This window comes from Paenibacillus sp. Negev47 (genome assembly GCF_058313655.1).
Genome location: NZ_CM177754.1, coordinates 5,444,220 through 5,469,063, shown reverse-complemented (window position 1 = coordinate 5,469,063; position 24,844 = coordinate 5,444,220). Strand labels below are relative to the sequence as shown.

The 24,844-nt window shown below is 48.3% G+C and carries 21 protein-coding genes; 15 read left to right on the top strand and 6 right to left on the bottom strand.

Annotated elements, in window-relative coordinates; genetic code table 11:
- The first annotated feature begins 13 nt into the window (after positions 1 to 13).
- Positions 14 to 1,033 (top strand): galactose/methyl galactoside ABC transporter permease MglC, encoded by a 1,020-nt coding sequence (gene mglC, locus AC4G47_RS24720; RefSeq protein WP_491103210.1) that lies wholly within the window; start codon positions 14 to 16, stop codon positions 1,031 to 1,033.
- Between the two features lie 276 nt (positions 1,034 to 1,309).
- On the opposite strand, the gene AC4G47_RS24715 is transcribed toward mglC, so the two are convergent.
- Positions 1,310 to 1,645, bottom strand: a complete 336-nt coding sequence (locus AC4G47_RS24715) for a hypothetical protein (RefSeq protein ID WP_491103209.1) — start codon at positions 1,643 to 1,645, stop codon at positions 1,310 to 1,312.
- 257 nt (positions 1,646 to 1,902) lie between these two features.
- Between AC4G47_RS24715 and AC4G47_RS24710 the strand changes: the two genes are divergently transcribed.
- Positions 1,903 to 3,474 carry an ATP-binding protein gene (locus tag AC4G47_RS24710; protein ID WP_491103208.1) on the top strand — a complete coding sequence of 524 codons (1,572 nt, stop codon included), beginning with the start codon at positions 1,903 to 1,905 and terminating at the stop codon, positions 3,472 to 3,474.
- Between the two features lie 351 nt (positions 3,475 to 3,825).
- On the opposite strand, the gene AC4G47_RS24705 is transcribed toward AC4G47_RS24710, so the two are convergent.
- The 3 genes from AC4G47_RS24705 to AC4G47_RS24695 all read right to left on the bottom strand — a co-directional run bounded on the left by AC4G47_RS24705 (position 3,826) and on the right by AC4G47_RS24695 (position 7,935).
- Positions 3,826 to 5,667: an ABC transporter ATP-binding protein gene (locus tag AC4G47_RS24705; protein ID WP_491103207.1), complete on the bottom strand. Its 1,842-nt coding sequence runs from the start codon at positions 5,665 to 5,667 to the stop codon at positions 3,826 to 3,828.
- Entirely contained in the window at positions 5,651 to 7,435 is a 1,785-nt protein-coding gene (locus AC4G47_RS24700) for an ABC transporter ATP-binding protein (protein ID WP_491103206.1), read from the bottom strand. The genes AC4G47_RS24705 and AC4G47_RS24700 overlap by 17 nt, the downstream gene beginning before the upstream one ends.
- Positions 7,436 to 7,500: 65 nt before the next feature.
- The gene (locus AC4G47_RS24695; protein WP_491103205.1) at positions 7,501 to 7,935 is read right to left on the bottom strand and encodes a MarR family winged helix-turn-helix transcriptional regulator; all 435 of its coding nucleotides are present in this window, start codon (positions 7,933 to 7,935) and stop codon (positions 7,501 to 7,503) included.
- Between the two features lie 222 nt (positions 7,936 to 8,157).
- On the opposite strand from AC4G47_RS24695, the gene AC4G47_RS24690 reads away from it, so the two are divergent.
- Both AC4G47_RS24690 and AC4G47_RS24685 read left to right on the top strand, forming a co-directional pair.
- Positions 8,158 to 9,159 (top strand): Gfo/Idh/MocA family protein, encoded by a 1,002-nt coding sequence (locus AC4G47_RS24690; RefSeq protein ID WP_491103203.1) that lies wholly within the window; start codon positions 8,158 to 8,160, stop codon positions 9,157 to 9,159.
- Positions 9,160 to 9,180: 21 nt separating this feature from the next.
- Positions 9,181 to 9,804, top strand: a complete 624-nt coding sequence (locus AC4G47_RS24685; RefSeq protein WP_491103202.1) for a pyroglutamyl-peptidase I — start codon at positions 9,181 to 9,183, stop codon at positions 9,802 to 9,804.
- Positions 9,805 to 10,326: 522 nt separating this feature from the next.
- Here the strand turns inward: AC4G47_RS24685 and AC4G47_RS24680 are convergent.
- Positions 10,327 to 11,169, bottom strand: coding sequence for a 1,4-dihydroxy-6-naphtoate synthase (locus AC4G47_RS24680; protein WP_491103201.1), 843 nt, complete (start codon positions 11,167 to 11,169; stop codon positions 10,327 to 10,329).
- Positions 11,166 to 11,960 (bottom strand): futalosine hydrolase, encoded by a 795-nt coding sequence (locus tag AC4G47_RS24675; protein ID WP_491106784.1) that lies wholly within the window; start codon positions 11,958 to 11,960, stop codon positions 11,166 to 11,168. The genes AC4G47_RS24680 and AC4G47_RS24675 overlap by 4 nt, the downstream gene beginning before the upstream one ends.
- Before the next feature lie 959 nt (positions 11,961 to 12,919).
- On the opposite strand from AC4G47_RS24675, the gene AC4G47_RS24670 reads away from it, so the two are divergent.
- From AC4G47_RS24670 to AC4G47_RS24620, 11 genes are all read left to right on the top strand, one after another.
- Positions 12,920 to 13,309 (top strand): GntR family transcriptional regulator, encoded by a 390-nt coding sequence (locus tag AC4G47_RS24670; RefSeq protein ID WP_036606399.1) that lies wholly within the window; start codon positions 12,920 to 12,922, stop codon positions 13,307 to 13,309.
- The gene (locus tag AC4G47_RS24665) at positions 13,302 to 14,204 is read left to right on the top strand and encodes an ABC transporter ATP-binding protein (RefSeq protein WP_145320892.1); all 903 of its coding nucleotides are present in this window, start codon (positions 13,302 to 13,304) and stop codon (positions 14,202 to 14,204) included. Before AC4G47_RS24670 ends, AC4G47_RS24665 begins: the two co-directional genes overlap by 8 nt.
- Positions 14,179 to 16,203, top strand: a complete 2,025-nt coding sequence (locus AC4G47_RS24660) for a hypothetical protein (RefSeq protein ID WP_491103198.1) — start codon at positions 14,179 to 14,181, stop codon at positions 16,201 to 16,203. The genes AC4G47_RS24665 and AC4G47_RS24660 overlap by 26 nt, the downstream gene beginning before the upstream one ends.
- 355 nt (positions 16,204 to 16,558) lie before the next feature.
- Positions 16,559 to 17,581 (top strand): hypothetical protein, encoded by a 1,023-nt coding sequence (locus tag AC4G47_RS24655; RefSeq protein ID WP_491103197.1) that lies wholly within the window; start codon positions 16,559 to 16,561, stop codon positions 17,579 to 17,581.
- An 80-nt stretch (positions 17,582 to 17,661) separates the two neighbouring features.
- On the top strand, positions 17,662 to 18,687 hold the full coding sequence (locus tag AC4G47_RS24650) for an alpha/beta hydrolase (RefSeq protein ID WP_491103196.1): 1,026 nt from the start codon (positions 17,662 to 17,664) through the stop codon (positions 18,685 to 18,687).
- A 52-nt stretch (positions 18,688 to 18,739) separates the two neighbouring features.
- Positions 18,740 to 19,210, top strand: a complete 471-nt coding sequence (nikR, locus tag AC4G47_RS24645) for a nickel-responsive transcriptional regulator NikR (protein ID WP_458125534.1) — start codon at positions 18,740 to 18,742, stop codon at positions 19,208 to 19,210.
- Between the two features lie 285 nt (positions 19,211 to 19,495).
- Entirely contained in the window at positions 19,496 to 21,154 is a 1,659-nt protein-coding gene (locus tag AC4G47_RS24640) for an ABC transporter substrate-binding protein (RefSeq protein WP_491103194.1), read from the top strand.
- Positions 21,155 to 21,197: 43 nt separating this feature from the next.
- Positions 21,198 to 22,193, top strand: coding sequence for an ABC transporter permease (locus AC4G47_RS24635; protein ID WP_491103193.1), 996 nt, complete (start codon positions 21,198 to 21,200; stop codon positions 22,191 to 22,193).
- Complete coding sequence (locus AC4G47_RS24630; protein ID WP_491103192.1) at positions 22,190 to 23,167, top strand: ABC transporter permease; 978 nt, start codon at positions 22,190 to 22,192, stop codon at positions 23,165 to 23,167. The genes AC4G47_RS24635 and AC4G47_RS24630 overlap by 4 nt, the downstream gene beginning before the upstream one ends.
- Positions 23,168 to 23,169: 2 nt before the next feature.
- On the top strand, positions 23,170 to 24,126 hold the full coding sequence (locus tag AC4G47_RS24625; RefSeq protein ID WP_491103191.1) for an ABC transporter ATP-binding protein: 957 nt from the start codon (positions 23,170 to 23,172) through the stop codon (positions 24,124 to 24,126).
- Positions 24,116 to 24,721, top strand: a complete 606-nt coding sequence (locus AC4G47_RS24620) for an ABC transporter ATP-binding protein (RefSeq protein WP_491103189.1) — start codon at positions 24,116 to 24,118, stop codon at positions 24,719 to 24,721. The genes AC4G47_RS24625 and AC4G47_RS24620 overlap by 11 nt, the downstream gene beginning before the upstream one ends.
- Positions 24,722 to 24,844 lie beyond the last annotated feature (123 nt).

The following is a 24,844-nucleotide window of genomic DNA, read 5'->3' as shown; positions in this document are numbered from 1 at the left end:
AGGAGGGAAACAGATGAACACACAGGTGATCAATCAAGTGAAACAATATGTAACACAGCGCGCCATCTTTATCGTACTGATTCTGCTCATCATTGGCATTGCCATCGCTGATCCGAACTTCCTTGCTTTTTCCACACTACGGGATATATTACAGCAGTCCTCCACAAGAGCCATTATTGCACTCGGTGCAGCCTTCATCCTGGTTACAGGAGGGGTCGATCTCTCTGCTGGTCGGGTTGTCGGGCTGACGGCTGTCGTATCGGCATCGATGCTTCAGATTGACGAGTATGCCAACCGTTTCTTCCCTGATCTGCCACATTTGCCAGTGTTATTGCCGATTCTGGTTGGAATCACAGTTGGCCTGTTCGTGGGATTGGTGAATGGACTCATTGTCGCCAAATTACATGTGCCTCCTTTTATCGCAACGCTGGGTACGATGGTTGCCGTGTATGGACTAAACTCGATTTATTTTGATACGGAACCCAATCAGTCGCAGCCAATTGGAGGATTGAGACCAGACTTCACCGTCATTGGTTCTGGATACATTGATCTGGGCGGTGGGTATTCCATTCCTTATATCGTCCTGATTGCTATTGCGGTGGCGTTAATCTGCTGGGTGATCTTTAACAAAACACGTCTCGGCAAAAACATGTACGCGATTGGTGGCAACATTCAGGCAGCGCATGTATCCGGAATTCATGTAGCACGTAATCTGGTTGCCCTGTATGCCATTGCGGGTGCGTTGTATGGTCTGGGTGGTGTGCTTGAGGCTGCACGGACAGGTGGAGCTACGAACAATTACGGTAACATGTATGAGTTGGATGCCATAGCCGCATGTGTGGTAGGTGGTGTATCAACGGCTGGTGGTATTGGAACGGTGCCTGGTGTTATGGCGGGGGTGCTGATCTTCGGGGTCATTAACTATGGTCTGACGTTTATCGGTGTAAGTCCATACTGGCAGCTGATTATCAAAGGATTGATCATTGTTGCTGCGGTGGCTTTTGATATCCGTAAGTATATGGCGAAGAAATAAGATGACCTAAAAAGGTTACACCAGTCACTCCGATGACAGAACAACCTTCTGATCGCTGTTATCCCCAGATTTTTTTGATTTCCTTCTAAAGAAGTGAAAATCCGGGGATAAAGGCGAGGTGTATGCTTCCGAAGTAGCTTTCTTTCAGAAAGCTTTTAGCTCCGCTTCTTCAGGTTATTTCTGTCCTCTACGTTATCGTATAAATAATTTGTTCATCTTATATGGAAGAGCAGCAAAGAAGCCAGCCCTCGGATATAGAGAGCTGGCTTTAGTTGTTTAACCATTGACCATCCAATCGATAGCGGGGATAAATGGTCCAATGATGCATAAGAGCAGCATAAATCCGGCGACGTTATAAGATACACTTGTACCAAAGTGCGCACGATATTTTTTAGCGATCAAGAAAGTCGGAATCCAGAAGAGGGCTGCTACCACAAAAGGAATGTGAAGTCCTTGAGTTCCGTTGCTATAAATAGGCATGTTTATTAAGTTGAATAGGTAATGACTGATCATAAAATCTGCTTTTCCCCACCCGTAGTTAAAGGCGAATCCCATCGCCAGTACGAGTAGAGAGAGCGTTCCGAGGCCCAGTGGTTTTCGTTGTGTTGTCATACAGCTTCCTCCATAACCAAGATTTTATCCTAAATTAATCCATAAATGTATTGTAGCATAATAGTGATCCATGCGTAGAGGAATTGTTTCACTTTTGTCGATTACAATTCATGCATATGTCCTATTGCCTTCATAAATTATACATTCGTGCGAATTTGACGAACCTCCATTAATCGACAACATCAGCTAATCATAATCGATATAATACATGTACATAAGTTGTTAGATGTGAGTTTTGTCAAAGGGGGCGAGGCTATTTGCTAAATTACACGATGAAAATGGTGATATTCCCGCTGGGCTGTCTGCTTGTCATTCTGTCCTCTTATGTTCTAAAGCTTACCCCTAATCTGGCATTATTGTTGATTTCGGGTGCCCTGTTGGTTGCAAGTATCTATGGGGAGAAAAGATATCCTGTGCTGCGAAATGTTCATTGGATTTTTCTCGGAATATTTCATTACTTCAGTCAACTGAACTGGTGCAACATGCTGTATTATATGCTGATCATTTCAATGATTCAGGACAAACAACGTGTGGCACAAACATTACCGATCTCACTACTGTTCATGCTGCAATATACTGTGATTCGGCTCTCCTACGTGCCTATAGATACATATACTTTGCTGGTTTCGTTATTCGATCTGTTAACTACGGTTGTGATTATTTTCTTGTATCATACCTTGATTAACAGTGAGGCTGAGAAGCGCAGACTTCGAGAGAAAAACCGGTTTCTTACCCTTCATGATCCACTAACCGGACTATTGAACTATGAAGGTTATATGGAGGTGCTGCGGAAGACGGTGGAGGAACAACGTTCCTTTTTGCTTGTTCTTTTGAATGTCAATAATTTTAGCGGATTTAAGAAAGAGTCAGAAGATCCCTGGTGTTCAGTAATCACGGGTACAGGCAAAATTATTACCAATCAGTTCCCGGAGGCCTATGGTATATCCCGGTATGCGGGGGACCGTTTTGCGGTTGTTTTGCCAGAAATACAAAATATTGAAGAACGTATGACGTCCTTACTATCAGATCGGCTTCAGGGGTTGCAAGTAAGTTATAGCATCTCGTTGTACCCGGAAATGTCAGAGACATTGCAGCAATTCATGACGGTTGCTGAGGACAGATTGCTTCAACAGCAGCGGAGTAAATGGCTGAAAAATGAAGAAGAAGTATTCCGTTCCGAAAGGCTAAGGGCCGTAGGTGAATTGGCCGCTGGTATGGCTCACGAAATTCGGAACCCCCTCACCGCCATTCGGGGATTCCTGCAACTGTCACGTGGACAAGCGTACAATATCGCGCCTTGGTATGAAGTGATTATGGGCGAGGTAACGAGGGTAACCGATCTGACGGCTGAATTTTTACAGTTTTCCAAACCACAAGCCAACCATATGAAGCCCGAAAAGCTCGGACACTGCCTTGAACGAGTCATGTCGCTGACCGAGTCGGATGCGGCATCCCGAGGCCATCGAATTACGCTCGAAATGACTAGTGAGCTAGTCGTGGTCAATATGGATCGGGATAAGATTGTGCAGGTATTAATTAATCTGATTCGTAACGCTTTTGAAGCGATGACAGACCCCGGTGAGGTTCGTATGGATCTGTTACAGGACGGGGACGCAGTGCTCATCTCGGTTACAGACACGGGAAGTGGCATTCCGGAAAATTCGCTTTCTACGATCTTTAATCCGTTTTATACGACTAAAGAAGAAGGTACAGGACTTGGACTGGCCCTCTGCCAGAAGATCGCCCAAGATCATAACGGAAAAATTACTGTCCATAGTGAACTGGGGATTGGTTCCACCTTCACACTTCATCTGCCAATGGAGATGTAACTCGTATAACAGACCCAGAAATAGCAGCAACAAAATCACTTATCAAAAAAAACGCCGCATGGGTTCTGGAGAACCCCATGCGGCGTTTAGTATTTCGATTAACTTAAAGTATAGAATCCACATCGTATAAGATTAAGCTATATTTGGTTGAACTAATCATTTACACGTAACGGGAGAGGACAGAAAAAACCTGAAAAAGCGAGCGTTCGCCTAAAAGCTTTCTGATGAAAGCTACATCGGAAGCATACGCTATCCCCGGATTTTCCCCTTGTGAAAAGGGAATCGATAAAATCTGGGGATAACAGCGATTGGAAGGTTATTCTGTCATCGTAGTGTCTGTGTAAAGAATCTCTAGTTCGACTTATTTAGCTGTCCTTGATGTAACTGATAGTAGAATCCTTGTTGCTGCATCAACTCGTCATGGCTTCCCCGTTCAGCGATCTGTCCATCATCAATGACCAGAATCTGATCGGCTTCTCGTATCGTGCTAAGCCTGTGGGCGATGACAAAGCTGGTACGGTTCTTCATCAACGTGCGCATCGCTTCCTGAATCTGCATCTCCGTGCGAGTATCGATACTGCTTGTTGCTTCATCCAGAATAAGAATGGCTGGATCAGCCAGAATTGCCCGGGCAATGGTTAACAGTTGCCGCTGTCCCTGACTCAGATTGCTTCCCCCGGAAATGATGGGCGTATCGTAGCCCTGTGACAGTTTGCGGATGAACGAATGTGCATTCGCAAGTATAGCTGCTTGCCTGATCTGTTCATCGGTTGCATCCGGCTTGCCGTAGGCAAGATTGTCGCGAATGGTACCCGAGAACAGGTAGGCATCCTGAAGCACAATGCCCAGTTGCCGCCGTAACGGGTCCTTTTCCAGTTCCGAGATGTCACATCCATCAATGGTGATCCGTCCGCCTGTAATCTCGTAGAAACGAGGTAACAAGTTGATAATGGTCGTTTTACCTGCACCGGTCGGTCCAACAAGTGCAATCATCTCGCCAGGTTTGGCGGTAAAGCTGACCTTCTTCAGAATGTCTCTCTCGGCACTGTACCCGAAGGAGACGTCTTCAAATATGACTTTACCCTGAATCTGATCCAACTGTTTCTTCTGTTCCTCCCCATACTCACCAGGTGTATCCATAATGTGAAACACGCGTTCCGCACCTGCAATGGCAGCTTGAATCAAATTGTATTGATTGGCCAGATCGTTGAGCGGCCGTTCAATCTGGCGGGAGTAAGCGAGAAAACTGACGATTAGTCCGATAGACGTCAGATCATGATAAGCCATCCATCCTCCTACGGAAGCGAGAATGGCAAACCCGATATTATTCATCACGTTCATTGTAGGGCCAACCAGACCCGAGACGGTCTGGGCTTGTGTGCTGGATGTGCGCAGTTTCTCGTTCAAGTTCTCAAAATGTTGATGTGCCTGATCCTGACGGTTATAGGCCGCCACGACTTTCTGTCCAGCAATGGTCTCCTGAGCATATCCATTAAGTTCACCAAGTAACTTCTGCTGGGCGGTGAAGTGTTTGCGTGTTCTTGAAGCGATCAGGCGAGTGGCGATGGTGATTAAGGGTACCGTCACCAGACTCAGCAATGTAAGGCGAACATCGAGCGCAAACATGATCGACAAGGAGCCGACGAGCAGGATGGCACTCGACATCAATTGGGTTACACTTTGATTCAGCGTTGTGGATACATTATCGATATCATTGGTGGCCCGGCTCATCAGGTCCCCGCTTTGATTTTTATCAAAAAAGTGGACAGGCAGCTCTTGTAGCCGTGAGAACAATGCATGTCGCAGATCCTTGACGGTCAGTTGGGACACACCAATCATGACATAGGATTGAGCCCACATCAGGAGCGAGCCAAAGACGTAAACACTCAGCAAGAGGAGACATTCCTTCAGCAAGCCCTCTGTTACTTTGGGAACGATATGTTCGTTAACGGCACGCCCGAGAAGGTAAGGTCCTGCCAGATTGAGCAGTGTTCCGAGAGCAGTCAGCACCAATGCAGCAATAACTCCTTTGCGATGACGCCCCATGTAGGACCATACCCGAATTAAGGCATGGCGAGCATTTTTGGCTCTGACTTTGGGGACAGGTCCTCTGCCCGCTGGTCCGGGTCTTCCAATCGGAGGCACGACGGTTTGCTGAGGGGAGGAAGATGCAGGTTTATCCAAATTGAACATCCTCCTTCCGTTGCTGCGAATAATAGATGGCTTGATAGTGTGATGAATGAGCCATGAGATGATCATGTGTACCGCTAGCAACGATCTGCCCTTCATCAATGACATATATGCAGTCGGCATCCCTCACGGAAGAGATTCGCTGTGCAATCAAAAAGGTCGTGCTGTTTTTCATCAAGGACTGCAAAGCCTTCTGAATGCTGGCTTCCGTACGTAGATCGACCGCACTGGTGCTATCATCCAGAATCAGCACTTCCGGCCGCATGAGCAGGGCGCGTGCAATGGATATACGCTGTTTCTGTCCACCGGACAGATTGACCCCTCGCTGACCCAGCTCCGTGTCATAGCCATCCTTCAGTTTCATAATAAAATCATCCGCCACCGCAGCTTGTGCCGCAACACGCAATTCAGCATCCGTTGCACCGGGCCGGCCGAAGCAAATGTTATCCCGGATACTGCCGCTGAACAGGATCGATTCCTGAAGCACAATGGATACACGACTGCGAAGATCCTGAAGATTCCAGTGGCGGACGTCCACTCCGTTCACGAGCACTTCACCCTGCGAAGCATCATATAAACGTGGAATTAGCTGCACCAGTGATGTTTTACCTGATCCTGTTGAACCGAGCAAAGCCACTTTTTCACCGGGACGAGCGATCAGGTTAATTCCGGTGAGAGTGTGTTCTCCGTCATAACGGAAATATACCTCTCTGAACTCCACTTGACCCATGGCGTCTGAGTGAAGGGGAGACGGTTGGTATGGAGAAGGATCAAGGTTAATCTGGAGTGACTGTACATTCTCGGACTTATCCGTTCCCGATTGAATATCCGGCTGTGTATGTAGCACCTCGTTGATTCGGGCAGCAGATACCTTGGCACGGGAGAAGCTCATCATCATCATGCCAATCGACGTGAGGGACGAGAGTACAACCGTGACATAGTTGATAAAAGCAATCAGATCCCCGGCGGCAATATCACCTCCGACTACCTGAAAACCTCCAAACCATAACACCGCTACAATGGTAGCGTTCAGCATAAGGCTGAGCACGGGTGCATTCAGTGTGACAATACGCCAGGCTTTCACGGCGGTTGAGGTGTAATCTTCATTGGATTGTTTGAACCGCTTTTTCTCCAGACGCGCACGTGCAAATGCCTTGACGACACGGATGCCGGCAAGATTCTCCTGAAGAACGGCATTGACCTGATCAAGCTTGCTCTGAACGCTGGCGAACAGCGGATAGGAAGCTTTTATCAGGATAAATAAAATAATAAACAGTACCGGCACAGTCGCAATAAGAATCAAAGCCAGCTTCACACTGATCGTAAACGCCATGATGATACTACCGATGATCAGCATCGGCGAACGGATAAACATCCGCAGCAGCATCTGCACAAAGGTCTGCATCTGGGTAATATCACTGGTCAGACGAGTAATCAGAGATCCTTCCTGGAACGTATCGAGATTTCGGAAGGAGAAGGTCTGAATGTGGTCAAACAGCTCTTGGCGCAGATCCGTGCCGTATCCAACGGCAGCCTTGCTTGAATAGAGTGTACAGCCTGCGCCGCCGACCCAGCCGATTAACGCAACAAGTAGCATGATCAGACCTGTAGTTACGATATGGGATAGGTTGCCTGCAAGAACACCATCATCCACAATACTGGACATCAGCTTGGGCTGGAGCAGGTCCATGGCAACCTCAAGTACCATGAGCAGCGGGGCGAGGATCGCCGCCGACTTATACGGGGTCAAGAATCGTTTTAACGTCCACAATAGGAAATCACCTCAGTTTTAATTGCATAAAGTTGTTGTTAGCAATGTCGCGAATCTGCATCACCTCAGGCTTCACGCAGGTTTTGGAGCATACGCTGTGCGAGTGCAGACATGATTCGGGATTCTTCCGGGGTAAAATCTTTCTGGGCCTGCTGTTCCAGCTCCTGAACCACTTCTCTCAATTCTTGTAGCGCGGAGCGCCCCTGATCCGTCAGGTATACCCGCAGACTGCGGAGATCCTTCGGGTCGGCTTCGCGTCTCACATAACCGGATGTTTCCATGCGCTTGAGCATCACCGTTACCGTTGCAGGACTGCGCTGAAGTTGTTCGGCCAGTTTTTTCTGGGATTGACCATCTTCCCGTTCTAGTTGGAACAGCAACGGGGGCTGCCCTGGGTATAACTCGGGGTGGTTAACGAGCTTCTCATGAACCTTGTAGCGTTTCAGCTTCACGAGTTCGGATAATTGTCCCATTAACCGATCATTCTGGACTGGGTTCATATATTCCACTCCGTTCATATCCATTTAGTTAGTCGACTAACTAAATCATAAGTTTGATTGGATATATCGTCAAGCGAATACGATGTATTTATACCTGTTCGGATGTGAACGAAATCGTTTTCTGACGTAAGCGTTTCTTTTTGGTAATATAAAGGGGATACCATGTTGGCCTGATCTGAATCATAACCTTTTTAACTCAATTAGCAGTAGGGAGGCTTTAATATGACAGAATTAGTGGGACGGAACAAAGTACGTTGGGGCATTATGGGCACGGGATGGATTGCATCCCAGTTCGCAAGGGATTTGGAGCATGCGGGGAACGCGGAGAAGGCAGCGGTAGGTTCGCGGACAGCGGGAAGCGCGGAGAAGTTCGCAGCTGAATATGGTTTTGCACGCGCTTACGGCTCGTATGATGAAATGCTGCAAGACCCTGAGGTGGATATTATCTATGTGGCAACACCTCATCCTGTACATAAAGAGAATGTGATGGCTTGTCTGGAGGCAGGGAAAGCGGTTCTCTGTGAGAAGCCATTTACGATGAATGCGCGTCAGTTGGAGCAGCTGGTGGAGACTGCGCGGGAGCGCAAGCTATTTCTGATGGAGGGCATGTGGACACGATTTCTGCCGCCAATTGCCCAAGCCAGAGCGTGGATTGAAGAAGGCCGAATTGGTGAAGTTCGTTTGGTTCAAGCGGACTTTGGATTCCGTATCGGCTGGGAACCGGAAGGGCGTTTACTTAACCCGGATCTGGGTGGGGGCGCATTGCTGGATGCAGGGGTATACCCGATCTCCTTTGCTTCGATGATCTTTGGCGAACAGCCCCAGCATGTATGGAGTACAGCAAATATCGGTGAAACGGGCGTGGATGAGCAGTTTTCGGTGTTGTTGTCCTATTCCGAGGGGCGTTCTGCATCACTGAGTGCTGCTATTCGTCTGAACCTCAGCAATGAAGCGGTCATATACGGAACGGAAGGCAAGATACGTTTACCTTTATTCCTGGCGGGCAAAGAAGCCTATCTGCATGTGAACGGGCAGGATGAGCCCGAGAAATTCACGGATGATCGAACGTGTATTGGCTATGCTTTTGAGGCGGAAGAAGCGGGACGCTGTATCCTGGAAGGCCGGACGGAGAGCCATACCATTAAACTGGACGAATCCCTGGAAATCATGAAGCTGATGGACACGATTCGAGGCCAGTGGGGATTGCGTTACAAATCGGAGTAAACAGACAGGAGTGGACGTGTGATGGTGAAGATTCTGATATCCGGGTTTGAACCGTTTGGCGGGGATGCGGTGAATCCGACGGGTGCGTTAATGGAAGCTCTTGCGAACGAAGTGATGGAGGGTGCTGAGTTAAAAACAGTACTGTTGCCTGTGCACTTCAATGAATGTGCAGATCTGCTGATCGCAGAGATGGAAGCCTATCGGCCCGATGTGGTCATCGCCTGTGGGCTGGCCAAGGGCAGAACGTCCATCACACCGGAGCGTATTGCCGTTAATGTCAAAGATATTCCTCCTGGCTCCTACGCGGATAACCAGGGACAGCGCCCGGTGGATGAGCCGATTGTGGAAGGAAGTCCGGACGGCCTATTCTCCACCTTGCCCATACGTGCCATGGTGAATGACATGTCCGCAGCAGGAATTCCGGCTACCGTATCCAATACAGCAGGCACGTATATATGCAATAACACGATGTACCGGGTGCTGGATTACATTCGTGAAGGGCAGCTTCCGATCCGTGCCGGATTTGTACACTTTCCAGCCTCAACAGAGATGGCTGTGCTGCAGCCTTCCGTTCCGTCGCTGCCTATTCCCATGATGCTGGATGCGCTGCGAATCATGATCCGCACGGTTGTGGCTGATTCGTAGGGGATGGTTGCGAGAGTAGGCAAGGTTGTGCTGAATAGGTGACGGTTGGATTCGTAGACCACAGTTGTGAAAGGGAGAGCAGTAGGATAGGTTTCTTTCTGCTTCGATCTTGGGTTGGGTAAAGTGATAGATATGAGTATAAATATGAAGTTGAAATATAAAGTAAAAAAGAGCTGTCCCATCGTCATAAGTCTGACGTTAGGAACAGCTCTTTCTATTTCGTGTGTCGTGTGTAGCCAAAATGGTTAGTGAGGCCACTAGTTTGCAGTAAGTATCTTGATGCAAGTATTTCGCCTAGTTAAAAATTAGACTCTAAATACGCACATACCAATTTCTAACGAATCGTAGAAGCGTTATTGTGTGGAGTTAAGCGAGTTTGTCGGCGATATGACCAATTTCTAGCTGAATAGAGTGTCTGAGATTCGTTAGAATTTTCGTAGCATGTTATCCGGCTATATAAGGTGTATAGGGTTCGTTAGATTTAAGTTTTTCAGATAGATATAGCTCAAAGATAAATAAATGTTAGATTCGCAACAGGTCAAGATCGAACTCGGGAACAAGTCCTTCTTTCATGGCACGCCCAAGCAGAGCAGTAATTGCACCATAACCATCATCACCCAGGTTGGCGCTGAATTCGTTAACGTACAGGCCGATATGCTGTGCAGCTACATCAGGATCCATTTCTTGTGCATGTTCCATAACGTATGCTCTCGACTCATCCGGGTGCGCCCAAGCATATTCAACGGAGGCACGTGCCCATCCGGCGAGGGCGTGAGCATCCATGTTGCGGCGTGCAATGATCGCTCCAAGCGGGATCGGAAGGCCCGTATCGCTTTCCCACCAGTTACCGAGATCTGTCATCAGCTTGAGATCATAGTTCTGGTACGTGAAGCGTGCTTCATGGATAACAAGTCCGGCATCGATCTTGCCGTCCCGAACAGCAGGCATGATCTGGTCGAATGGCATGATAACAATTTCGCCTACGCCGCCAGGAACGTTTTGCGCTGCCCACAGACGGAATAATAGATAAGCTGTTGAGCGTTCGCTAGGCACAGCAACCCGCCGTCCAGACAGATAGCTGGGATCCGTGGTACCGTTAGCGGTCAGAACCAGCGGACCACATCCTCTGCCGAGTGCACCTCCAGCAGGTAGCAGGGCATATTCAGACAGCACATATGGCAGTGCTGCATAAGATATTTTCATCACTTCAGGTGTATCTGGTCCATCCGGATTCGCCGCCAGGCCATTGGTAATATCTATATCAGCATAACGGACATCCAGCACAGGTGCGCCCGGAATCAATCCGTGCACCCACGCGTGAAAGATAAATGTATCATTTGGACAAGGGGAAAATGCAATTTTCATGATGTAATAACCTCCCGTAAAATGGAACTTGCAGCCTGAAGCGCATCGAGGGCATCCTTGATGCGCCAAGCGTCGCGGTCGCGTGGACCGACCGCGTTGGATATGGCCCGCAGTTCGAGTGCTGGCACGCCGAACTGCTGGGCAGCCGTGGCCACGCCGAAGCCTTCCATGCCTTCGGCGGCGGCATCCGGCACGCGGCGCAATAGCTCCGCGGCCGTCTCTGCGGTTCCGGTCGCCGTGGATACGGTGACCGCAGTGCCTCCGCTGACAGCGAGCCCAGCCCGCTGCAGCTCATGGCGCAGGCGAGCGGCAAGCTCCGCGTCCGCCGCCACAATGGACGAGCCAAATCCGAGCTCGTCCACGCTTAGGAAGCCGTCTGGCGTCTGCGAGCCCAGATCGGCGGCAATCATGGCGTCAGCTACCACGAGGGAGCCGACGTCTGCCCGGCCGGGGAACCCACCGCCGATGCCGGCACTGATCACCAGCATGTAGGCTGGTGAATATCCGGCTCCTGCAAGGGGCCCCGGCCTTGAAGATGTGGCAGATGTCTGTGCCACATCGGATGTGCTTGGCGCGGTGGCACCCTGCGCCAATGCACTCGTGCTTGCAGCCGCTACGGCATATGCCAATGTAGCGGCTGTTCCCGCTGCAGCCGAGGCTGGGCCAACGCCCGCAGCAATGACGTCAAATCGTTCCGCGGCCGTATCTCCCAAACCGCGGAGGACCGCATCTTTCTCCGCATCAACCGCGGTGACAATTAACACGCGTTGTGACGAACTTGCTTGGACCAGACTAGTATCTGAAGTCGTTGCCCTGCTTAATTCTTCCTGTTGGTCACTGGTGTGGAGTGATGCGTTTGATTTATTATTCTGCTCTGCATCCTGTCTATGTTCATTCATCTCGGATTCTCCTTAAACGTATATAAATTAAATTCGAGAATATATTGTCCTCGTGGAAAGGACGTTTCTCGCAATTTTGTCTTTCAAAGAGTGGACACTTTTTCTAAAAAGGTGCTATCTCCATCCAAGAAAATAAAACACTATATATAGATTGTTTATGGCTATAAAGTTATAAACAATCTATATGTAGAATACCAATTCCGAGTTGATTTCTCATGTCCGTGTCCACCCTTTGAAAGACATATCAACAATATGTATGCTCAGTGCGGACAGTAAGAGCTTGCACTTCAAACGAACAGATTAACGATTGGAAAGGCTGAAGACTGCCCCGACCGAATCAACACTAATCATATATCGGCCTTCGGATTTTTTACCAACAAACCAAATGAATAACGGGCCGAGTCTACACCCGATCCCTACATAGTAGCTCATTTATGCAAACCCGAACTTAAAGCCAGTGATTATCGAACAATAGTTCATCTCCATCATAACGGAAGGGGAAAGACCTGAACAACCTTTGTGTGTAATCCTGTCAACCGCGGTAAAGCAAAGGTTTTGGGTAGACGTATCATTTCAAGTAACCGCATTGCTTTAAATAACCCGTTTTGCCACATCTCATGTGAATACCACCCTGATCATACCCCGGCCTTAGCCGAAATATATCTAATCCAACTAGCTTTATATGTCTAATTAACCATATGTTCTGTCTCTCTTTAACCTACTCCGAATAAAACCAGAAGTCAAAGTCAACTGTTGACAATCTTGTTCTGCTGTATTAATAATAGTAGTACAGTTAATACACCTTGACGTTGGCTACACTCATAAACACATTTTTCGAAAGGAGGTGCGGGATGTTCGAATTAGATGTACGCAGCCGTAAGGCGATCTACGAGCAACTGGTGGACAAAGTCAAAGAAATGATCGTATACGGAATTCTTAAACCTGATGAGCAGCTTCCTTCCGTTCGTGCATTATCCACGCAGCTGACTGTGAATCCGAATACGATTCAGAAGGCATATCGTGAGCTTGAGCGTGAAGGTTACATTTATTCTTTGCAGGGAAAAGGGAGCTTCGTATCATCGTCTGTGGAACATCCGAATGAAGCTATGAGAGATGAGATCAGAGAGTCTCTGGTGAAGCTGATTGCGGAAGCTTCGTATTCCGGTTTGACCAAGGCAGATATGACGCTTTTGTTTGAGGAAGCGATGGCCCGTATAGAGAAGGAGGAGCCTCATGATTGAGCTGAATCAAGTCGTCAAAGCGTTTGAACAGGAGAAGGCAGTGGATGGCGTAACGATGCACATACATAAGGGATCGATCTATGGTTTGCTCGGTTCCAACGGGGCAGGCAAGACATCGCTGCTCAAAATGATAGCAGGCATTTACCGTCAGGACAGCGGAACTGTTCGTATCGAGGATACTGAAATTTATGAAAATATGGATCTCAAAGGCCGCACAATTTTCATGGCAGATTCGCCCTACTTTTTCCCGCAATCTTCAATTACTCAGATGGCTGCATTTTATCGTTCCGTATATCCGCGCTGGAATGAGGAACGGTTCAAGCAACTGGCTACCGTGTTCAAACTGGATGTAAAACGAAAGCTGCATCGCATGTCCAAAGGCATGCGCCGTCAGGCAGCCGTATGGCTGGGACTTAGCTGTATGCCTGAAGTGCTGCTGATGGATGAACCGATCGATGGCCTTGATCCCGTCATGCGCCAGCAGATTAAAAACTTGCTGTTCCAAGAAGCAGCTGAGCGTCAAGTAACCATTGTCATCTCGTCCCACAATTTGCGTGAGATCGAAGATCTGTGTGACCATGTGGCGATTATGCATAAAGGCCGAATTATTGTAGAGAAGGATCTCGATGATCTGAAGGCGGATACGCATAAAATCCAGGTTGCTTTCCGCCATCCGGACCATGCCAAAGCCATGGAGGAGCAGATTGATATTTTGCATGAAGAGAAACGGGGAAGCGTATCCCTGTACATTGTCAAAGGCAACCGACAACAGGTAACGGATCAATTCCGTATACATGATCCGTATCTGCTGGATGTTTTGCCACTGACGCTCGAAGAAATCTTTATCTATGAAATGGAGGACGCAGGGTATGATATTCAACCGATTGTTCTGTAACCGGGGCATCCTGATCCAAAATTTCAGACAGCATGGATGGATAGGCATTTTATATCTCATCACATTGTTGTTCTCACTTCCGTTATATATCGCTACCGAGTACAGGGACGTGCCACAGCAGATTACAAGTTTGTTTCAGGCCAATGGTGAAGTGCAGATTTTGTTCGCTATCACACTGCCCGTAGCGGCTGGAATCTTTCTTTTTCGGTACATTCAATCTGGTGCACCTTCGGATCTGTTCCATAGTTTGCCGTTACGTCGTAAACATCTATTAACGATTAATCTGTTGACCGGATATGCCATGATCCTGATTCCAATCTGGATTACAACTGCGATTACCGGCTGGGTGTGGGCGGTACTGGATCAACCGGCTTTTCTGTTCGATGGCAGTACAATCTGGATGTGGGGCTTGAGCATGAGTATCTACTCGCTCTTTATGTTCATGCTAACTGTGGCGGTCGGCATGTGTATTGGTCAATCTGTATTGCAGGGACTCACCGTGTACGCGCTCCTCTTGTTACCTGTTGTTGTGTGGTTCATTATGTCACTTCATCTCCAGCATTACTTGCTTGGATATCCGTACGATGAATTGGGACGTAATGCGGAAATGTCACTTGTTCTTCGCATGGCTTCAATCAGTTATTCTCCTATCACTAATGGAGAACTTATAATCTATTCGATATTCGCAATCCTGTTTATTCCTCTGACTTATGTGCTCTATGCGAGAAGACAGGTTGAATCTGCTACGCAAGCAGTTACGTTTACTCTTGTGAAACCTATATTCCGATTCGGTTTAATGTTTACGTTGGTTCTGATTGGCGGAGCTTACTTCACGATTATTGCTCCAAGAGGATCAGCCGGATGGGGAATCTTCGGATATATTCTTGGTGGAGTTGTAGGTTATATCGTTGCCGAGATGATTATTCGCAAAACGTGGCTGATCTGGAGCAGCAGGCTGCTACCCAAGCTGATTTTATATGGTATCATCGCTGGTCTGGTATTGTACGTACCTATTGCCGACTGGAATGGATACGCTGCCCGAGTGCCTGAATTGAACAAGGTTAAAAGTATCAAGCTTGGCGGAGAGCGTTACATCTATAGTAACGGTGTCAATCAGAAGATGGATGACGGTCACCTCTATTCTAATGATCCGGAATATATGGGAGCAGTAGTTGCTCTTCATCAAAAAATCGTGGATTCCGATCTTCCTTTACTGAATGATCCGGTCAATCCAGGTATGCGTAACGATGAGTATGTATTTATTAACTACAAGCTGGATAACGGCAAGGTGATGAAACGTAAATACTACATCCCAGAAGCGGAATTCCATCAGGAATTAATGGCTCTGAAACAGTCCCAAGATTATAAAAGAGTCGCCTTTGAGACGTATAAGCTGGAAGAGGATGCATTAAGTTTTGGCATACGCTCTGCCACTAGTTCTTATCGAAAGGTGTATATTAGCAATCCAGAGCAAGTCCGTGAATTCAAGGAACTCTTGAAACAGGACATTTTGGACCAGACCTATGAAGAACAGCGCTCTCCGTGGCAGTCATTTGCCTACGCGGAAATGAATCAGGATTCGCCTTCAAAAGATCCGTTTCAACCGAAAGAGATGTGGAATTTCGAGATCAAACCTAGCTATGATCGAGTATTGGCTTGGCTGAAGGAGAACAAATTATACGATCAGTTGCTTGTTCAGGCAGACGAAATTGTCTCCGCACAGTTTGCGAAGCAGGAGATCAACAGCCCAGGTTCGCTTCAGTGGGCGACTCCGCAGCCAGAATATATCGATGGGAGTCTAAGTATCAAGAAACAGGTCGCAACCCAAAACAAAGAAATCATTAGCGATCTGCTCAAGCGTCAACGGTCTGGTTATCTAACAGAGAAAGATACCATCTATCAGATCAAGTTGAATGTAACTCGTGGCGAGAACATCTACATGATGCTGAAAGAAGAGGATCTGACCGAGGAGATGAAAGCTATTTTGGTCAATCAATAAAGCTGAGCTGTAAGCTGTTAACTATAAGCGGGAAGGGTTCTCCCGTTGATCGAAGGTTTGATATTCAACCATTGAGACCAGATCTACTTGACCTTATTCAGCGAATGGAATATATTAGAAAAAGGGAAGGTTCGAGCGACTAGATCAATCGAATCTCATATTGGAACGGCTTATAAGGGAAGCACCCGTAAGAGCAGGCACATGCCTGACTTGCGGGTGCTTTTTTGTCGTTCACTAATATCGTTGGCTGTTTCTGCTGCGAGGAAATGGAGGTGGAGTTGCTCGAAATGCACAGCACAGAGGATCAGACGAATTAATATCTTCCAACTATTTTGAAGAAAGGGTGTAGGAATGCATGCAAACAGAAGTGTGGAAGGAAACGATAAATGATCAGGAGGGAAAAGCATGTTGCCATTCTTCCCTATTAGCACGAGCTGGAGGACATGACTTCATCCCATCCTCATCCACTTCTCCAGTAGCAGCCAGCCATAGTCACAAGATGGATCAAAGTAAAGTCCAAAGAAACAAATTGCGATCATTCACCCATCTTATAGTGAGGTCACGCTTTCTTCTAGGGCTTGTGATTCTGTTCAGCGCAGGTACGGTGTATTTTGCTTCGGCAGCCGAGGCTGCGGGCATTGATCTTGGCGTAACAGCGCAGAAAGCTTGGGACTCCGTTCTGAACAAGGCTGATGCACAAACCAAGTTAACGCTGAAGCAAGCGTACGAGAAAGTAGGGAACTGGAAGACACAAGAGCAGGCGTGGGAACAAAAAATAAAGACAGTTCATGCCGCCAATACGGCGGAATTGGAGCGATTGCGTGTAGAAATAAGGCAAACCGATGATGCGAAGGTCGCAGCTCTAGCTGAAAAGGTAAAGCAGACCCAAGCCCGATATGAACCGCTATTCGCCCTGTACAGTTCAGTCAATAGACAGCTGGATGCAGCCAAAGCTATCAAAAATAAGGAATGGAGTGCAGCCATCCGCACGCAAGCAGAGACGTTGAAACCGGTTGTGCAGCTTGCCAGAGAAGACATTCGGATCAAGAAAAAGGAGCTTGCCGAAGCACGTAAACGGAAGACCGCTGAAGTTAAACGTTTACGCGCTATGCTAGCAGCGGCCGACACGTTGAAGAAACAGATTCAAACGGCTAAAAAACAGGTGAGTCTGGCGAAAGAACGATATTCAAACGCCCTGCAACAGTTCAAACAGAGCACAAAGCAGGGCCAAACGTCACGTGTACTCAGCTCATTGAACGCCTTGGCTTCTGCAGCGGAGAAGTGGGCAGGTTCGAAACAAAATATCCACACACTGGAGCAAAAAGTATCCACTACATACGTGAAAGTCAGACAGGAAATCGCGAAGAGACCCAAATAAGAGGAAACCCGGTTCTCTCCCTAACGTACACCACTTTATATGTGAAGACGCTTCAAGGATGATGAAATGAGGTGAAGCTATTGCAGCCAAAGTTGGAAAAGAAACGTGCGGGGACGAGAGGTTTAAAACGTAAACGTTACTGGATTCCCAGCGTTGTACTAATCTTGATCATAGGTTTTATTGGAATTGGTACACAATGGACACCGAAAATAACGGTATTTTTATTAAAATCATTCATTGAGATTGCTAGTCCGGACACGAACGGCAAGGACACTGGGATCTCGGAAGGGATAACTCGTATTGCGGATGTACCCTATGCAGACGAAGGTCGTAATGATAGTACGCTGGATATCTACTATCCTTCCGTAACATCGGAACCTCTGCCTGTAGTGCTGTGGGTTCATGGCGGTGGATGGGTCTTGGGTGACAAAGAGGATATTGCAGATTATGCGGTACAACTAGCCAAACAGGGTTATGTTGTCGTCAGTATGAATTATGCGCTCGCACCGGATACGAAATATCCCATTCCCGTGATTCAGACGAATCAGGCTTTGACTTACGTGAAGAACCATGCCAGTGAGTTTCAGGGTGACCCGGAAAACATATTTCTCGCAGGCAACTCGGCTGGTGCCCAGATTGCAAGTCAGACCGCAGCGGTGGTGACAAATCCATCTCTGGCTAAGCTGATGAATATAACGCCAACCGCCCAGCCGGAAGAGTTACGTGGGGTCCTTCTATTCTGTGGTCCCTATAATCTAAGTACCGTAACCAATACAGGTTTTCCGCTCATCCGGGCCTTTCTCTGGTCATATACAGGAATAAAAACATTTGAAGACTATCCACGTTTGGATGAAATGTCGACCGTGCTTCAAGCCACAACAGAGTACCCGCCTGCATTTATTACCTCAGGCAATGATGACCCGTTGACCAGTCAATCGGTTGAACTGGCACAAGTCTTGAAGCGACTTGATGTCGATGCGGAAACCTTGTTTTTCTCGACCTCACCACAGAAGCTGGGACATGATTATCAATTTGATCTGGAGAGTGAAGCTGGACAACAGGCGATGCATTCGGCTGTACGTTTTATGCAGCAGTATAGTCGATGAGCAGACAAGACTGTGGTACACTCGAAGCAAATGAGGGCGCAGGAGGAGAAGCATGGCAGATAAAGAAGATTTGACGCGGTTCGGGGTAGCGTTTCCTACACCTCTAATTGAGCAGTTTGACCAGTATATTGAGGAACAGGGATACAAAAACCGATCCGAGGCTTTTCGTGACCTTGTTCGAAAAACATTACTTCAACCTTCCGTACTGCAATCCGATCAGGATGTGGCGGGTACCATTGTAATGGTCTATGATCACCATATCAGTGATCTTCCCATTCGCTTAATGGAGCTTCAGCATGAGGCGCATCATGACATCATTTCCAATATGCATGTGCATCTGAATCATGACCAGTGTCTGGAAGTTATTGCTGTACGGGGAAACCTGGGAAGGCTGCGTCATCTTCATCAACAGATTCAGGTGCAAAAAGGTGTATTGTATGCGGAACTGTCCGTGACTTATGTGGATGAACTCAATAAACTGGCTCATGCTCATAATCACAATCATCATCGCCATGCAGATTAGGAAAAATACGAGTGCGATTTTCAAAAAAATAGCGAATGTAATCAAAAAAGACGGTTGGTTAGATACCAACCGTCTTTTTTTTGTTATTTGTTATAATACCTGACTTTAGAGAATGATCGAAATCCTTAATGATATAAATATCAGGTTTTTCATCTGAAATATGAAAATATATGGATTATGAAGTTAACTTTGTTGACATATGTTTTGATATTTGTGCTACAATTTTCGTAAAAAGTAACACGAAATGAATAGGTGCAGTGCACATGTAGAGGGGGAACGGCGAAAATGGGGACATTTTCATGGAGATGGAGAAAACGAACAGCTATAACAGGATTAGGCATTCTGCTTATATGTTCCATTGGATTATCTGGTTGTGCACAGGGGACAGCGCCACCAGCGTCATCAACAGAGAATGGGCAACCGGGGAGTACCCCAACCAAAGACGAATTGGTACTTGCTGTAGGCACGGAGCCGGAAGGCGGATTTGATCCGACAACCGGATGGGGGCAATATGGTTCGCCACTTTTCCAGAGTACCTTGCTGAAGAGGGATGCCAAGCTGCAACTGGTTAACGATCTGGCAACTACCTATTCTGTTAGTGAAGATGGTCTGGAATGGACAGTTACGCTTCGAGATGATGTGAAGTTCTCTGATGGCGAGCCACTTACAGCAGAGGATGTTGAATTTACGTTTGATACAGCTGCCAAGAGCGGATCTGTGATTGATTTAACCAATTTGGCTGATGTGCAGGCACCCGATGATAGAACGGTCGTTTTTACACTGAAGACGCCGCAGTCCACGTTTATAAGTCTGCTGACGACACTTGGCATTGTGCCTGAGCACGCCTATGGTGCCGATTATGCAGAACATCCGGTCGGTTCGGGACCGTACAAGCTGGTTCAGTGGGACAAAGGACAACAGGCCATCGTTGAGGCCAATGAAGAATATTACGGAAACAAGTCCATGTTCCGCAAACTCACGTTCCTGTATCTGGATGAAGATGCAGCCTACGCCGCTGCGCAGGCAGGTACGGTGGATATCGCTGCTATTCCGGCAGCGTTTAGCAAGCAACAGGTGAATGGCATGACATTGGAGGCCGTGAAAACCGTAGATAACCGGGGCATCATGTTTCCCTTGCAGCCTGCTGGTGCCAAATCGGGCGAGGGTCTTCCCGCAGGAAATGATGTGACGTCCGATCTGGCGATTCGCCAAGCGGTAAATGACGTGATTGATCGCGAGGCTTTGGTTGAGGGTGTACTGGAGGGATACGGTCGTCCAGCTTATTCCGTCAGTGATGATCTGCCTTGGAGCAATGCGGAAGCTGTATTTACGGATGCGAACCTCGAAGAAGCAAAGCGGATTTTGGCGGCTGGCGGCTGGGTAGATACGGACGGTGACGGTATCGTTGAGAAAAACGGCATCAAGGCCGAATTCAATCTGCTTTATTTTGCAGGTGATTTAACAAGACAATCTCTGGCGCTGGCTGCTGCGGATATGGTTGCCCAAGCGGGAATCAAAATCAATGTTGAAGGCAAAAGCCGTGAAGACACGAAAAAGTTGGCGTACTCCAACGCTGTATTATTTGGCTGGGGCAGTCATGACCCCATAGAGACCTATAACCTCTATAGCAGCACCCACAAGGGAGAAGGGTATTACAATGTGGGACTGTACAGTAATCCTGTCGTGGATTCATGGATGGAGAAGGCCCTTCAGGCAACCAGTGAAGAAGAGGCATTGCCGTTCTGGCAGAAAGCGGAATGGGATGGAACAACAGGTTTCAGTTATCAGGGGGATGCGCCATGGGCGTGGCTCGTGAACATAGATCATCTGTATCTGGTTACGAATGGCCTGAATATTGGTGAGCAACAGATCCATCCCCATGGTCACGGCTGGCCGGTGACAACCAATCTGGAGGAATGGTCGTGGGATAACAGTACGAAGTAGGTAACGAAGCGGTAGCTTTAGCCTGAATTGGGGAGAGATTGGGATGACAGGCAGGGATGAATGGGCCAGATTTGTTGGTTTTAAAATGTTGAGACTCTTATCTCTATTGGTTGGAGTCAGTGTATTGTCTTTTATATTAATGCAATTCTCTCCTGTGGACCCGATCGAGGCTTACATTGGCGGAGACATGATCCGGGTAAGCGCCGAACAGCGCAGTCTTATCGAAGAACGGTGGGGATTGAATGATTCCCCTACAGAACGATTGCTAACCTGGGGACAAGCGCTGATTCAGGGAGATTTGGGAACATCAATGATTTACAGACAACCTGTAGCAGATATCATTCAGGAGCGATTCATGAATTCTGTAGCGCTTATGGCTGTAGCCTGGATACTGTCAGGTATCATTGGGTTCACCCTTGGCGTAGTTGCTGCCATGAGACGGGATTCGAAGCTGGATCGCCTGATCTGCTGGTATTGTTATACGCTGGCCTCCACGCCGGTATTCTGGATTGCGTTGTTGTTGCTCATGGTATTTGGGGTTTGGCTCGGATGGCTTCCGGTTGGCCTTGGAGTACCCGCAGGGATGTCGGCTGATCAGGTGACATGGGGAGATCGGGCTGTTCATATGATTTTGCCAGCGTTGACCCTCAGCCTGACCGGGGTAGCTTCGATCGCTTTGCATACCCGGCAGAAGCTTACGGATGTGCTGGAGTCGGATTATATTCTGTTCGCGAGAGCACGAGGTGAGCGAGGGTTTCAGCTGTTTCGTCGACATGGATTCAGACATGTTGTTTTGCCGGCTATCACACTGCAGTTTGCTTCGTTCAGTGAACTATTCGGGGGAGCCGTACTGGCTGAACAGGTATTCTCGTACCCTGGGCTTGGTCAGGCAACGGTCCAGGCGGGGTTGCGCGGTGACGTTCCACTGCTGCTCGGACTTGTAATGTGCAGTGCAGTATTTGTTTTTACAGGTAATATGGTGGCTGACATTCTGTATCGTATGATCGATCCACGGATGAAGGAGGAACTGATGTCATGAAACAGATGATCGAACGTGCCTCCGAGCAGACGGCAGAAACAGCCGAAGTACAGAAAGTGAAAACGGAGAATCAAGAGGTAAGGTTCAACATTCATACGGGGTTACTAACAAGCCAAACAAGAAAAGGTTATGCGGGTATCAGCAACCAACCTTTTCGCAATCCTCGCCAAAGGGCTGTGATCTGGGGAAGCTTTGCATTGATCTGGATTGTCATCGTGTGGTTGACGGGCAGGCTGCTTTTCGCTGGTTCTACCCTAACCTCATTAATGGATCGGAATATGGCTCCTGCCTGGGAACATCCATTTGGCACTGACTGGCTCGGAAGAGATATGTTCATGCGCACGTTAAAAGGATTGGCAACCAGCATTCAAGTTGGATTGCTTGCAGCGTGTGGTGGTGGACTGATCGCACTAATGCTGGGTCTGGGGGCGGCTTCCAGCAAGGTTGCTGACCGGGTGATCTCATGGATCATCGATCTGTTCCTGAGTGTGCCTCATCTGGTATCGCTGGTCATGCTGGCCTTTGTATTCGGTGGAGGTCTGGCAGGAGTGGCGGCAGCGATCGCGCTGACGCACTGGCCGAATCTGGCTCGGATTGTCCGAGCGGAGATGATTCAACTGAAATCCGCAGAATATATTCAGATTTCACATAAGTTGGGCCAGTCCCGATTACGCATTGCCATGCAGCATATGCTGCCGCATTTAGTTCCGCAGCTGTTCGTGGGCGTGCTGTTAATTTTCCCTCATGCGATTCTGCATGAGGCAGCCATTACGTTTCTGGGGCTGGGGTTGTCCCCGCAACAACCGGCCATCGGAATTATTTTGTCAGAGTCGATGAGATATTTATCTGCTGGCATGTGGTGGCTTGCCTTTTTCCCGGGACTCGCGCTGTTGCTGGTTGTTCGTGCGTTTGATGTATTGGGCAATAGTCTGAAGACTTTGACGGGTACAGGTAGTTCGAGGGAGGTGAGGTAAATATGGCTCTGCTTGATATTGAGGGAGTTTCGGTGTCATTTCGGCGTGCTCGTGGATGGTTTGGGCATGAACAGACGTATGTCATTCAGAATCTGGATCTTTCCGTACATGAGGGAGAGATTGTGGCTGTTGTAGGTGCAAGCGGATCAGGCAAAAGTGTGCTGGCACAGGCCATTATGGGCATTCTGCCTGCCAATGCCAAGATGGAAGGCAGCATTAGCTATGCGGAGAAACCTTTGACGATGGAGCGGCAACTTCAATTGCGTGGAGGAGAACTAGTGTTAATCCCGCAATCCGTCAGTTATTTGGACCCATTGATGAAGGTGGGAAGACAAGTTCAGCCGGTAACCCGAGATTCGGGACGGAAGCGCAGATTCATGACTCGATCCCACTTGAAAAAGACGGAGCAGGAGCTGACCGAGCGATATCGTCTTCCTCAAGGAACAGCCGGGAAATACCCCTTTGAGTTGTCCGGAGGTATGGCGAGGCGGGTGCTGATGGCGACAGCGACCACGGGTCAGCCCAAGCTGATCATTGCTGATGAGCCGACACCAGGCATTCATCCTGAAGTGCTGGCCGAGACAATGAAGCAATTTCGCAAACTCGCAGATCAAGGTGCAGGCATTCTGTGGATTACTCATGATATCACGACAGCGCTGACGGCAGCGGATCGCATCGCTGTATTTTACGCGGGGGCCAATGTAGAGACGGCGCAGATTGATGATTTTACGGGGAATGGAGAACGTCTGCGTCATCCATATACGAAAGCGCTCTGGAATGCACTGCCACAGAATGGATTTCAGCCGCTTCCAGGCTCCCAGCCGTTGGCGGGTCAAGAGATTACGGCAGGCTGTTCATTTGCTCCCCGATGCAACGCAGCAACCGCTGCATGTACCCGGGAACGTCCAGAGCTTCGTAAGGTACGGGGCGGAGAAGTGAGGTGTTTCCATGTCACTTGAAGCACGGGAGGCAAGTTATCGTTACGATCAGAAATCATGGGTATTCGAGCAGATGAACATGCAGGTACAACAGGGAGAAGCGGTTGGCTTGTGGGGACCTAGTGGCTGTGGCAAAACAAGCCTTGGACGCATCCTTGCAGGATATGCCGAACCTGTGGCAGGACAAGTGCTACTGGATGGTCAACCACTCCCCCGCACGGGAGCATGTCCGGTTCAGCTGGTATTCCAGCACCCGGAGAAGGCGGTGAACCCACGCTGGCGAATGCGTCGCGTGCTCCAGGAGGCGTCTGTGCAGGATGAGCATTTGCTCGAAGCCTTGGGTATCCAGCCAACCTGGCTGGACCGCAGGCCGGGTGAATTATCCGGTGGAGAGCTGCAACGTTTCTGTGTGGCGCGGGCACTCGGCACAGCGACACGTTACGTGATCGCAGATGAGATGACGACGATGCTGGATGCGATCACTCAGGCACAGATCTGGCATACCGTGATGGAGGTGGCTCGCCAGCGTAATCTGGGGCTATTGATCATAAGCCATGATCGGGATTTACTGGACAGGCTGTGTGACAGAATTATTCCGATGCCCACGTCACTGTAGTTTTTTGAGTCTATATAGTCATTCAATACAAAAAAAAGGGTGTCCCTGCAGTCATTAACCATGAATATAAACATGGATATGACTATGGGGGCACACTTTTTCCTATTCATGAGCACTGTAGAT